The sequence below is a fragment of the Enteractinococcus helveticum genome, assembly GCF_001657475.1.
GTDB lineage: Bacteria > Actinomycetota > Actinomycetes > Actinomycetales > Micrococcaceae > Yaniella > Yaniella helvetica.
In genome coordinates this window covers 71755-83579 of sequence record NZ_LXEY01000007.1, presented here as the reverse complement: position 1 = coordinate 83579, position 11825 = coordinate 71755, and the positions used below count along the sequence as shown (strand labels likewise).

General features: G+C 56.6%; 16 protein-coding genes and 1 pseudogene. 3 read left to right on the top strand and 14 right to left on the bottom strand.

The window, feature by feature from the left end:
• Positions 1-122: 122 nt before the first annotated feature.
• From aqpZ to A6F49_RS01645, 6 genes and pseudogenes are all read right to left on the bottom strand, one after another.
• Positions 123-764: an aquaporin Z gene (gene aqpZ / locus A6F49_RS01660; protein WP_043056031.1), complete on the bottom strand. Its 642-nt coding sequence runs from the start codon at positions 762-764 to the stop codon at positions 123-125.
• A gap of 127 nt (positions 765-891) precedes the next feature.
• A complete protein-coding gene (locus tag A6F49_RS18360; protein WP_268751160.1) occupies positions 892-1050 on the bottom strand; it encodes a hypothetical protein in 159 nt (52 codons plus the stop codon).
• 18 nt (positions 1051-1068) lie between these two features.
• Positions 1069-1692, bottom strand: coding sequence for a sulfatase/phosphatase domain-containing protein (locus tag A6F49_RS01655; RefSeq protein WP_327019909.1), 624 nt, complete (start codon positions 1690-1692; stop codon positions 1069-1071).
• Positions 1693-1731: 39 nt separating this feature from the next.
• Positions 1732-1953: pseudogene (locus A6F49_RS18675) on the bottom strand (sulfatase-like hydrolase/transferase); the annotation flags it as partial.
• 195 nt (positions 1954-2148) lie between these two features.
• Positions 2149-4122, bottom strand: a complete 1974-nt coding sequence (locus tag A6F49_RS01650) for a BCCT family transporter (RefSeq protein WP_235604806.1) — start codon at positions 4120-4122, stop codon at positions 2149-2151.
• Between the two features lie 186 nt (positions 4123-4308).
• Entirely contained in the window at positions 4309-4512 is a 204-nt protein-coding gene (locus tag A6F49_RS01645) for a hypothetical protein (protein WP_043056032.1), read from the bottom strand.
• 178 nt (positions 4513-4690) lie between these two features.
• Between A6F49_RS01645 and A6F49_RS01640 the strand changes: the two genes are divergently transcribed.
• Positions 4691-5179 (top strand): FABP family protein, encoded by a 489-nt coding sequence (locus A6F49_RS01640; protein WP_043056033.1) that lies wholly within the window; start codon positions 4691-4693, stop codon positions 5177-5179.
• Here A6F49_RS01640 and A6F49_RS01635 read toward each other — a convergent pair.
• Genes A6F49_RS01635 through pyrE form a run of 5 tightly spaced genes read right to left on the bottom strand, consistent with a single transcriptional unit; the run spans position 5176 to position 8120 of the window.
• Positions 5176-5511: a hypothetical protein gene (locus tag A6F49_RS01635; RefSeq protein ID WP_043056034.1), complete on the bottom strand. Its 336-nt coding sequence runs from the start codon at positions 5509-5511 to the stop codon at positions 5176-5178. The two genes, A6F49_RS01640 and A6F49_RS01635, sit on opposite strands and share 4 nt — an antisense overlap.
• Before the next feature lies 1 nt (position 5512).
• On the bottom strand, positions 5513-6535 hold the full coding sequence (gene fbaA, locus A6F49_RS01630) for a class II fructose-bisphosphate aldolase (RefSeq protein ID WP_043056035.1): 1023 nt from the start codon (positions 6533-6535) through the stop codon (positions 5513-5515).
• Between the two features lie 42 nt (positions 6536-6577).
• The gene (locus A6F49_RS01625; RefSeq protein ID WP_043056036.1) at positions 6578-7219 is read right to left on the bottom strand and encodes a TrmH family RNA methyltransferase; all 642 of its coding nucleotides are present in this window, start codon (positions 7217-7219) and stop codon (positions 6578-6580) included.
• A complete protein-coding gene (locus A6F49_RS01620; protein WP_043056037.1) occupies positions 7216-7524 on the bottom strand; it encodes a hypothetical protein in 309 nt (102 codons plus the stop codon). Before A6F49_RS01620 ends, A6F49_RS01625 begins: the two co-directional genes overlap by 4 nt.
• Before the next feature lie 32 nt (positions 7525-7556).
• Positions 7557-8120 carry an orotate phosphoribosyltransferase gene (pyrE, locus tag A6F49_RS01615; protein WP_043056038.1) on the bottom strand — a complete coding sequence of 188 codons (564 nt, stop codon included), beginning with the start codon at positions 8118-8120 and terminating at the stop codon, positions 7557-7559.
• Positions 8121-8243: 123 nt separating this feature from the next.
• On the opposite strand from pyrE, the gene A6F49_RS01610 reads away from it, so the two are divergent.
• Both A6F49_RS01610 and A6F49_RS01605 read left to right on the top strand, forming a co-directional pair.
• A complete protein-coding gene (locus A6F49_RS01610) occupies positions 8244-8717 on the top strand; it encodes a hypothetical protein (RefSeq protein WP_043056039.1) in 474 nt (157 codons plus the stop codon).
• 13 nt (positions 8718-8730) lie between these two features.
• Positions 8731-9120 carry a hypothetical protein gene (locus A6F49_RS01605; RefSeq protein WP_043056040.1) on the top strand — a complete coding sequence of 130 codons (390 nt, stop codon included), beginning with the start codon at positions 8731-8733 and terminating at the stop codon, positions 9118-9120.
• Positions 9121-9124: 4 nt separating this feature from the next.
• Here the strand turns inward: A6F49_RS01605 and A6F49_RS01600 are convergent, their stop codons facing one another.
• The 3 genes from A6F49_RS01600 to A6F49_RS01590 form a co-directional block, all read right to left on the bottom strand.
• Positions 9125-9436, bottom strand: a complete 312-nt coding sequence (locus tag A6F49_RS01600; protein ID WP_043056041.1) for a hypothetical protein — start codon at positions 9434-9436, stop codon at positions 9125-9127.
• Positions 9437-9570: 134 nt separating this feature from the next.
• On the bottom strand, positions 9571-11079 hold the full coding sequence (locus A6F49_RS01595) for an MDR family MFS transporter (RefSeq protein ID WP_082911524.1): 1509 nt from the start codon (positions 11077-11079) through the stop codon (positions 9571-9573).
• A gap of 147 nt (positions 11080-11226) precedes the next feature.
• Positions 11227-11811 (bottom strand): CueP family metal-binding protein, encoded by a 585-nt coding sequence (locus tag A6F49_RS01590; RefSeq protein WP_043056042.1) that lies wholly within the window; start codon positions 11809-11811, stop codon positions 11227-11229.
• Positions 11812-11825: the final 14 nt, after the last annotated feature.

Here is an 11825-nt window from a genome sequence, read left to right as displayed (position 1 = left end):
CACAAATAAGCCCATGCACTCATCATAAACCGCCCAATTAGTGACCCAAAACGCAAACTCAAAACCCGCTGACTAGGCACGACACCTAACCCAACCGGAAAATCAGCACTCACTTGTGCAAGTCAGGAGATAAGGAAGACCCACAGCTGCATCAAGGACTCTCCCCCACCATAAATCGCAGCGGCAATGGAACGGGCTGGGTTGACGGAGGTATTCGAAACGGGGATAGCGATCAGGTGGATCAGCGTCAGTGTCAGACCGATGGCCAACGGTGCGAATGCAACGGTGGCTCGGGTCGACGTCGTCCCGATGATAACGAACAGGAAGACGGCTGTGAGGGTGACTTCAATCAGAATCACGGCGAGCAGTCCATAGCCGTCTGGTGATGCTTGACCATAGCCGTTCGAGGCAAAGTTTCCAAGGTCTGCGCCCTCGCGGTCGGTGGCAATGACGAAGAGCAGTGTCGAGGCTAGGGCGCCGCCGATGATCTGGGCGATGATGTAGCCCAGCACGTCTTTCCATGGGAAGCGGCCGGCTGTTGCTAGGCCAATTGTGATTGCAGGGTTGAAGTGGCCACCCGAGACCGGACCGAATGCATAGACCCCGACGACTACTGTCAGACCGAAGGCTAGTGCGATGCCAAGAAATCCAACGTGTGCTCCGGCGAGCACTGCGGTGCCAACACCACCGAAGACTAATATGAATGTGCCGATGACTTCAGCTGAAATGCGCGCAGTTGTCGTGGGTTTTATTTCTGTAGACATGAGGTGCTTCTTTCCTCGTAAACATCACGTGACTACATCATATGACATATGTCACGCAAGCGTGTGGGTGTAGAAGTGTCCTCACAGCTAGCCTTTCAGTGCCGGTAAGGCTGTTCTCCTGCTGCAATCAGTCACTCTGCGGACGTCGAATCTGACCGTAATGCAACGCAGACCAAAAGTCTCCTCGGACATAACGCTGCTGGGCATCAGGGATCAAATCCCAGTGACGTATATTGCCTTGCTGCAGCGTACGTGCCACCACCGCGCGCAATTTCTGGCTTTTCAGTACCTGTGTCTTTAGCTGTTAGAAGTTATAGTGTGTATCCAGTTTGCTACGAAGCCCCTGCGCAATTTCCCGATAGTTTTGGCTGTCTGCCACCTTGTGTAATTCATGTGGATCTGTTTCCAGGTCGAAGAGCTGATCCGGGTCACCGGGGCAGACGTTGTATTTATCCTGCCCCCGAACCAGCGTAATCTGCGGTGCATGGGTCCCTTCTGCAAGGTATTCAACAAAAACATCACGATCTTGCGGCCCCATCTGACCATTTTGTTCCTCGCGTGCTATTTCGAGCAGGGACGTGCCAGCGGTGGCGGCGTTGGGTGCGTCAGCCAGCTCCACGATGGTGGGCAATAAATCAATCAACGATACGGGGTTCGCGAAGCGCCCTTTGGGCACCAGATGATCCGGTCCGGTTATGATGAGCGGCACTCGTGAAGATAGCGCTGGTCGAAGCCACTCATCATCGTTAAGCGGTGTGTACGGATCTGCCTCCGGGCTGGGCGGATCGGGGAATTCTGGATCTGGAATTTCAACGTCGTCGAGATATTGCTGAACGGTGGCATGTAATGGCCCAGCGGTAATCACGGGATCGACGTCGTGATACCACTGTAGGCGTTGGTCAAGCGGCCGGTTCCACTCGGGGACCATATCTAGATCGGCGGGGTATACATCGGTGGTGAGGCGTTGTTCAAAGCCATGATGCTGATCAGGGCCAATGAAATGCATGCGTCCGATGAGTGCGGTGTGGTAGCCAGCAGCTCGTAAGTGGTGGGCAAAGGTCGGCATGGAGGCGGGGAAATCGTCGCCGTTGTCATAGCAGCCCAGTTCGGATGGCAGGGGGCCGGTCATCATGTCGGCCCGGGATGGTGCGCACAGCGGTGTATTGCAATACGCACGGTCAAACACCGCGCCCTGATCGGCTCAGCTAACTACGTGCCGCGTCTTGGTGGCCTCATCGCCATAGGCACCTAGCACTTGTGCCGCCATTTGATCAGCTTGCACGATGACGATATTTTGTCTCGCCTCAACCTACCTTTCAGTACGTTGGATTGGAGAATTCGTCCAGTCCGTGAGAGACCTACACCGGAAGCCATTCTGGCACGGTCAAGACGGGCGGTCTTCGGTGTCGTCTTGTGACGTCGAGCGTTCAGGTTGGGTTGGAATCGTCCCGGTTTCAGGGTCCCACCCGTCTTCCCATTCCCCGGTTTCAAAGTCATATCCCACTGGTTGACCGTGTTCATCGGTGCGCTGATACCACTCCGTGTAGTCTTCGTGTGCTGAATCAGTCCCGCCGCTGGCCCCTGCACCAGGCACTGATGCCACGACTTCTAAGCGGAAGTCATCACCGTACTGGCCCACACCTTCGCGGACCGCCTGTCCGATGGCATTCTCAGCATATCGGCGTCGTAGAGCGTAGGGGTCGGTCCGAAGTTCTTTCACCCACGCGACAATGACAAGCAACATGATGAATGCAAATGGCACTGCGGTGATGATGACCAGAGATTGCAGGCCTTCCAGCGCCGTATCATCTCCTAGCAGCAGCATCACCATGGCAATGCCGCCCATCACGAGACCCCAGAACAGCACTACAGGCTTAGGCGGATCTTGGCGGCCTCGAGTGGTGAGGATGCCCATGACCACAGAGGCGGAATCAGCGGCAGTGATGAAGAATATCGCCAGGATGACCATAATCAAATAGGGCATCCATTGAGCAAACGGAAGGTTGTCTACTACAGAGAACAACACCTGGGGAACATCCATATCGTCGCTAAAGCCCGGCTTGTCTTCCCGGTACATCCAAATCGCGGATGCTCCCATGACTCCGTAGGCCACGATCAACAGGGATGAGGGGATGAGTATGACGCTGAGAATAAATTGTCGAATCGTCCGGCCACGCGAGATGCGCGCGATGAAGATGCCGACAAAAGGCGACCAGGAGATCCACCAGGCCCAGTAATACACGGTCCATGCGGCCTGAAAGTCAATGGTTTCTTGGCCCCATGCCCCGGAGCGTGCCATCAGTTCAAAGAGGGATCCTACGTATTCCAGCGTTGCCGATGGCAAGAGGTTGAGCAAGAATACTGTGGGGCCGAGTAAAAACACGAAGGCGACAATGCTGATGGTCAGAACAATGTTGATATTCGATAAATACCGAATGCCTCGCGCCACTCCGGAGACCGCTGACAGGATAAACCCGACCATGAGCACAGCAATAACGAGTGCCAAAACCGTATTGGTAATTTCAGAAACGCCGGCCACGATCGTGATGCCCTCACCGATTTGCAACGCGGCAATGCCTAGAGCTGCAGCAGTCCCAAATAAAGTGGCGATGATCGCGAAAATATCCACGAGGCGACCGGCAAAACCGTCTGCATAGTCGCCACCAAAGAACCTGCGGAAGATCGAAGACATCAGTAGCGTTCGGCCACGACGATAGGCGAAATAAGCAATAGCCCCACCGACTAAGGCGTACATGGCCCAAGCATGGAAACCCCAGTGGAAATACGTCTGAACTAGTGCAAACTGCATTGCTTCGGTTGATTCTGCCGGGTTCGTCAGCGGGGGCGGATTAATGAAATAGTTCAGAGGTTCCGCTGGCCCCCAGAACATCACGCCAATACCTAAGCCTGCCGCAAACAACATGGCGACCCAGGAAAAGGTAGAAAACTCTGGTTTCTCATCGTCTTTTCCCAGAGGTATCTTGCCGTATCGTGTGAAGGACAGTGCTACGAGACTGAACAACACGATGCTAGCTACTGCACTAAACAGCCAGCTGAGATTATTCATGACCCAGGTATATGCAGCACCGGATACCTCTGCCACGCTCGCCGGATTGGTGAGACCCCAAATAACGAATGCAACGGTGAGCAGGCCCGCGACGCCAAAGATAATTTTGTCGACACTATATTTCCGTCGTTGTTCATCAACACTAATCCCAGGAACCAGGGCAGGATGGATATCGTGCGGGTACTCGGGGCGAACGTAGTCCCATGATCCAGGCACACGTCTAACGTTGCGGCCGCTATGGTGAGAAGTCTTCAGAGCCTCGTCCCGTGGTGAGGTGGCTTTTTTGTCCACGGTAGTACCTTTCGGTAGCTTGCTGTGCATCGGTTATTGGGTCACAGTAAGATTAACGAACTTTTTACCGAGTACAGGTACATTACGATTGACTCGGCGGCCACCTTTCGATTTCAAGTTCGTGAGCTGAGTGTCAAAAATCGCTATGTCGCAGCAGCCGGATATCTCGAGTGTGAATGCAGCGTATTACGGAGAGCTAGATTCGTCCCGACGGTTCATGCGGTGCTCCAGATCTTCAATGCGGCGCTTGAGTCGTTCAATCTCTTCCCGATCCGCTGCGGAGGTGTCATCGGCCCGTGGCCTGTGGGCAACGGTATTGGCCACCATAATAATGCCCCACATGACAATGGCAACGATCGCAATCCATGCCCACCATGGAATCTCAGCCATAATGTTCCTCTCCTTCACAGTCGGGAACTTGGCATCATACCTAGCCAGCGGTGAGTTCCTGACGACTTAGATTCAGTGTAGTGAGTCAAACCAGCAGATACTAGACAATACGACACTTGTGTCTCGCGAAAACGGCAACTCTGCCGTCAGAAGCATCCAGCAGTTAGGGTTGAACAGTATGAGCTTGCACGAATTAGTCGAACCCTACGAATTTCTGATCGGGACCTGGCAGGGCCAAGGTCGTGGCCACTACCCCACTATTGAGAGTTTCGAGTACACCGAGACCATCACATTTTCCGCCGTCCCCGGTAAACCGTTCTTGCGGTATGCGCAAAAAACAACCAACCCTGACGGTGCACCAATGCATACCGAGGTTGGCTATTTTCGACCACGCGAAAGTGGTCATATTGAGTTTGTGTTGGCCCAGCCGATGGGCCAGTCGGAACTGTTAGAAGGTACAGCAACCGTCAATGACGACGGCAGCCTGACGATCGTTCTGGGGTATTCAGAAATCCATAACTCCACGACCGCCAAATTGGTCGAACAAACGGCCCGGCACTACGTGTTTACCCCGGATCGCACCGCAGTGCATCACGAATTCGACATGGCTGCGGTCGGCGAGCAGATGCAAAACCACCTGGTCGCCGACCTACACAAGATCGTTTAGAGTTCGTCAGCCATAAAGACTTCGGTCACGTAGTAGGCGGGTTCCTCATACGGGTGCGCGGCAATGGCCGCTTCAATCACGCTGCGGGCAATCTCGCGTGGTGCCAGAACTTCAATTTTGTGTTCGGGAACATCTGATGGGACTCCGACCGCACCGATGGTAGGTTTGGCGCCTTCCATCGGAGTGAAGCGCCCGACTCCGGTGGTGGACCAGCTGGCCCCACGATAGTTGCCCATCCGTCCGGCGCCAGCCTTCGCTAGCGCGGTCCGGACGTCTTCGGCATTACCCATTGGCACGTAGATGCTGATCTGCACCCATTTTGATTCGGCCATGTTACTTCAAGGATTTTCCGGCTGAGCCCAGGTTCTGGCAGGCTTCAACAACACGGGCGGCCATATTGGCTTCGGCGGCTTTACCCCAGGAGCGTGGGTCGTATTTGGATTTATCGCCTACGTTGCCATCGATCTTCAGTACGCCGTCGTAGTTTTCAAACATGTGCGTGACCACCGGACGGGTGAATGCGTACTGGGTGTCGGTATCAACGTTCATCTTGATCACACCGTAGGACACGGCGTCGGCAATGTCTTGCGCCGAGGAGCCGGAGCCGCCGTGGAAGACCAGGTCGAATGGGCGTTCTTGGCCGATGTTTTCACCGACTGCATCTTGGAGTTCTTTGAGCAGCTCTGGGCGCAGTTTCACACTGCCGGGCTTATACACGCCGTGCACGTTGCCGAAGATCAGCGCGGTGATGTAACGGCCGTTTTCACCGGTGCCCAGGGCCTTGACTATGGCCATGGCGTCTTCCACCGTGGTGTAGAGTTTTTCGTCAATTTCAGCGGCATAACCGTCTTCTTCGCCGCCGACGACGCCGACTTCAATCTCGAGGATCTGCTTATTGAATTTGGTGCGTTCCAGCAGCTGTTCGGCGATGCGCATGTTTTCGGGCACGGTTTCTGCCGAGCCGTCCCACATGTGGGAGTGGAAGATTGGGTCGCGGCCGGCTTTGACTTCGGCCTCGGAGGCGTCCAGCAGTGGGATAACCCAGTTGTCCAGTTTGTCGCGCATGGCGTGGTCGGTGTGAATGGCGATGCGTACACCGTAGTTCTTGGCGACTTCACGGGCGAAGGCAGCAAATGCCAGGGAGCCGGTGACCATGTCGTTAATGTTGGAGCCGGAGAAGTAGTTTGCCCCGCCGTTAGAGATTTGGATAATGCCGTCGGATTCTGCTTCGGCGAAACCACGCAGGGCTGCGTTGAGGGTTTGTGAACTGGTCACGTTGATCGCAGGGTACGCGTATCCGCCGGTCTTGGCGGCGTCGATCATCTCGGCGTACTGGTCTGGGGTGGCAAATGCCATAAAAGCTCCTTGGGTATGAAACTTAAGATTCTTCGGGTAAGTCTAGCGAACCGGGGCACCGTGTTGGCGGATCCAGGAGTGCATGGCAATACCGGCGGCGTTGCCTGCATTAATTGACCTGGTGGAACCGTACTGGGCGATCGACAGGGTAGCCTGGGCGGCGTCGTGAATTTCAGTCGACAGCCCGGGGCCTTCTTGGCCGAAGACCATGACACAGCGCTGAGGGAATTCGAAGGTTTCGATGGGTACCGAGTCGGGAAACAGGTCCACCCCGAAGACCGGGAGGTCCTGGGATTTCGCCCAGGCAAGGAAGTCTTCGACTGTTGGGTGGTGGTGCACGTGCATGTATTTATCGGTGACCATGGCTCCGCGGCGGTTCCACCGACGACGCCCAATGATGTGCACGCCGGCCACGTTGAACGCGTTGGCGGTGCGCACCACGGTGCCGATGTTGAAGTCGTGCTGCCAGTTTTCAATGGCGATGTGCAGCGGGTGGCGTTTGGTGTCCAGATCAGCGACGATCGCCTCGACCGTCCAGTAGCGGTACTGATCGGCGACGTTGCGGCGGTCGCCTTCGGCTAGCAGTTCTTGATCCCAGTGGTCGCCCTGGGGCCAGTCGCCTTGCCAGGGTCCAACGCCGACTTCGCGTTCTTCCCACCCGGTTTCGCGGTGTTCAGTGGTCATTTAGTGTCGTTCAGCACCCATGCGGCGCCGGCGGCGGCAGCGGTTGAGACGAGCACGGATGGCCAGGCGCCAATCTTTTTGGCCAACGGGTGGGAGGCACCAAACGCACCGATGTAGATGGTCGATAGCAGTGCCGTGGTGCCCGGTCCGGAGTTGCGGTACCAGCGCATGCCTGCGGCAACTCCGGCGGCAGCCAGCACAACTCCGGCCAGTGGGCGTTTTTTGGTGACGCGCCCGGTGACATAGCCGCCGAGCATTCCGGCAACCACCAGGGGTGCAGTTGGTTCAACGTGTTCTTGGGCCACAAGGGGTCCTTTCGTATTCGGTTTGGGCGACGTTAGTCGTCTAAGCCCAGGTCGTTTTTGGAAAACGCGTACAGGTATGGGACACCGGCTTGCTCGGCCACGTGTTCGGCTGCCCCGGTGTCGCGATCGACAATCACGGCCACGGCCTGGATGTCGCCGCCGGCCTTGCGCACGCCGTCAACAGCGGTTAGTGCGGAGCCTCCCGTGGTGGAGGTGTCTTCCAGAATCACCACTTTGCGTCCGTCAACCGATGGGCCTTCCACCTGGCGGGACATGCCGTGGGTTTTTTGTTCCTTGCGCACCACAAATGCATCAATGTTCCGGTCCCCGGCAGCGTGCATCACGGCGGTGCCCACCGGATCAGCACCCATGGTCAGGCCACCGGCGGCCTCAAATTCGATGCCGGCGTCGTCTAACAGACCTAACATCACCCGGCCAACCAGCGGGGCGGCCTCGTGGTGCAGGGTGATACGGCGCAGGTCAATGTAGTAGTCAGCTTGGTTTCCGGAAGACAAGGTGACGTTGCCGTGGACTACGGCCAGTTCGCGAATCAGTTCGGCAAGCCGCGCACGGTCGGCGTGTAGATCATGGGTCATGGCCTCTATCTTACGTTGCCTGCTGCCGGTGGCGACCTTAGGTTGCATTCACGTCTTGACCCGGTTTGCTCGGGTAGGGTTCGGGGTAGAAGTTTTTTACGACATTCACGAAAAGGAACCTCTATGTCGATCAAATCCATGGGCAAAATCGCCGCCGTGGCAGCCGCCGCGGGCCTGATCCTGACCGGTTGTGCCAATGACGACGCCAGCCAGGCTCGTGCACAGGAAGAAACCTGCGGTGTCTTTGTGGGTGCCAACGCCAAGGCCAATGAAGCTCTGAACCGCGCGATGCAGTCCGGTGACGCCGGTGCCGACCGTGCCGCCAGCATTTTAGAATCCGCTGCCCTGGATATTCGCAACCACTCATTTGATCGCACCGATAGCGCCACCGCACCAGGTTCCGATGAGACCATTCCGCTGCGCACTACCCTGCAGGTTCAGGCCGAGTTCTTTGACGAAATGGCCAGCGCTGTGGAAGAAGATGGCATCAACGCCATGAACACCGTGATGCCAGAGGACATTGAGGTCAACGGTATGACCTACCAGGAGGCAACCGATCACCTGACGTCCTACTGTGGCTCCTACTTCGGCGCCTAACCGGTCAGCCTGTATGCGGCGTGTTGTCGTTCCGGTTATCGCCGGGTTGGTATTGCTCGTTGGCTGCGGTGATGCTGCAGCCAACGAGACGTGCCAGGATTTACAAGACCTTGAGCAACGCATTATTGACGCGGATCCGGACGACGGCGACGTCAACGTGCTGCTGTCAGAGGTCTATGACGATGTGTCTGCCCTGGCCGAGCAAACCGATGGTGAGCTCGGCGAGGCATTAACCCAGATGCAGCCGGTGTTCGAACAGTTCGAGGCGCTGGTTGGTGACGACGAGCAGGCCGCTTTTGCAGCTCAGGAAGCCCACGCCGAGCAGTCGGAAGATGAGATCGCGGCCATCGATGAGGCCGCGAACTATATTAACGAAACCTGCGAGCTGTCGGTGTTGTTATAATCGTTTATTTGGGATATATCAAGCGTGGCTGTGGACCTTCGAGACGAGCTACGGCTACCTTGACTTCGCTCAATTCCTTATGCAACCCACTGAGTTGAGCTGCCACTTCTTTAAATTGATCATCGACCTTGACAAATCTGTCATCTATCCTGGCAAATCTGTCATCCACCTTGGCAAACTTATCATCCACCCTGGCAAACTGTTCATCCATGCGCTTCAGAATCCAAGCAGAACTGGCCAATATTCCGCCACCGAGGGTCACCACTAAACCCGCTGCGGTCAAGATCAGTGTGATAACTTCAGCCGACAGGTACATGCCTCCATTGTGCCTTACGATTGACAGGTCATGCCAGTAAATCTAAGACACTGCATCTCACCTTGCCAGAGCATCCATTCATATTGTGGATAACTATGGCGACACCTTGGCACATCTCGCTTATCTATTCTTCATCACGAAGTAGATGCTTGGCGGTTGGAGTCCCCCGATGCAGTTGGCTCTGCCGGGATCTTTTTAATGAACAGCGACAGGATCAGCGCGACTGCACTGAGGAATCCGGTGGCGAGGAATGCTGAGTTCGCGCCGTCGGCAAGGGCCGTCGTTTCGGCAACACCCTGTTCTTGAGCTTCGGCGGAAACGTTGCTGTAGATGGTGATCATCACGGCGGTTCCGGCGGCGCCTGCGAGCTGTTGCAGGGTGTTGAGGATTGCGGAGCCGTGACCGAAGAGCTCTGATGGCAAAGAGCTGAGCGCCGTCGTCATTAATGGACTAAACAGGCCGGCCAGTCCGATGGAGAAGATGACGTGGATGGTGACGATGAGCCAGACGTCGGTGTGTTCATCGACGGTGGCCAGCCAGAAGATGGAGCCGGTGACCACGGCCATGGCGGGGATGATAAGTGGGCGTGGCCCGAAGCGATCGTAGAGTCGGCCGAAGAATGGTGACAGCACGCCTTCGAGCAGGCCGCCGGGCAGCAGGACGAGCCCGGCGATGAGTGCGGTGACCAGCAGTGAGCCTTGCAGGTAGAGCGGCAGGGTGTTCAGTGCGCCAAGGAGTGCGGCGAAGAGGACCATCAGAACAGCGAGCGAGAACGTGTAGTTTGGCACGGCCAGTGGACGGAGGTCGAGCAGGGCGCGCTCGTGTTTTCCCAGGGCGAGCTGGCGCCAGACAAAGAATCCGAGTCCGAGGATGCCTGCACTGAAGATGACAATGGCTATCTGGGCAGCTGGCCCGCCCTCGAGGATGGTGCTGACGGAACTGAGACCATAGACGAGGCCGCCGAATGCGACGGCGGAGAGGATGACGGATAGGACATCGAGTGGGGTATCGCGTTGTTCGCCGATGTTGGTGAGTTTGGTGGCGCCGATGATGCCGGCCAGCGCAATGAGCGGGACCATGAACCAGAAGATGCCGTGCCAGGATGTGAAGCTCAGGATCGCTCCGGCGAGGCTTGGGCCAAGTGCGGGACCGACGGCCATGACCACGGAGATCAGGCCCATGATAGTGCCGCGGCGGTGGAACGGAACCAGCGTCATAGCAACAGTCATGAGCAGTGGCATAACGATCGCGGTGCCAATGGCTTGTGCAACGCGGGCGGCAAGGAGGGTCACGAAGGATGGTGCGAGCGCGGCTGTGACCGTGCCGATCAAAAACGCGATGACTGCGAAGATGAACACGCCGCGAGTGGAAAAGCGGTCGAGCAACCAGCCAGTGGTGGGCATAACCACGGCAAGGGTGAGCATGAACCCGGTGAGCAGCCACTGAGCGGTGGCAGCAGTGATGTCGTAGTCGGCCATCATGGCCGGTAGGGCAACCGCCAGAGTGGTCTCGTTGAGCATCATCACGAATGCGGTGAAGAGCAGAATCGATAGGACGACGACTACTGAGCGCGGGAGTTTGTCGTCGGCAACGACGGGTGGTGTTTCGAGTTTGGCAGGCTCGGGTGTGAGGTGTTCTGACATGGGTTCAACCTTCTTGGTTGCCACGGCCCCGGACGGGGAGGAAATCGGTGCAGAGCGCACTGACGTCAAGATAGTCTAATCCCAGATAGGAATCTATAGGGACTCTGAGATGGGAGGCCTCCCCCACACCCTAAAAATGCGGAGAGCTTAGCTCAGCTGCAGATCGGTAATGCAGGTGGCTGAGTCGTCTGAAGTGGAGAAATTGCTGGTACCAGTCTTACCGTCAAAGGAAATTTCAATTGTGCCGGTGCTGCCAGCGGGTACCCAGACCCCGACGAACCCGTTATCAAATGTCGTGCGCGCCTCATCAACGAGCACGTCACCGGCGTCGTCGATAATCTTCACCTGGACGTCCTCATTGCTCAGCTCGCCAACGCACGTGGTCAAGCTGTGAAAATGGCACTCATGGGTCTGGTTGATAAATGGTGCGATCGACAGGTAAAACGCATCATCGGGTAGCTCAAGTGCGGTCTCTTCGGTTGCTGACGACAGCACCAATTGTTCGGGCATCACGGATGCGATGAGATCGGTGGGACGTTCTGACAGTGGGATCCTATCCAGGGAGTCAATGATCTCGACGGCGTCCATACCTGCTAACCCGTGAGTCTCCATGAGCCCCTGGACTGAGGTCTCGGCCGTTGCTGAAGACTGCGCGTCGTCAGTGGCACATCCGGTCAGCAGTAACGCACCAGCCAACAGTGCTCCAGCTGTAATCCGTGCACGCTTGCCCATGAATGATCCTCCCG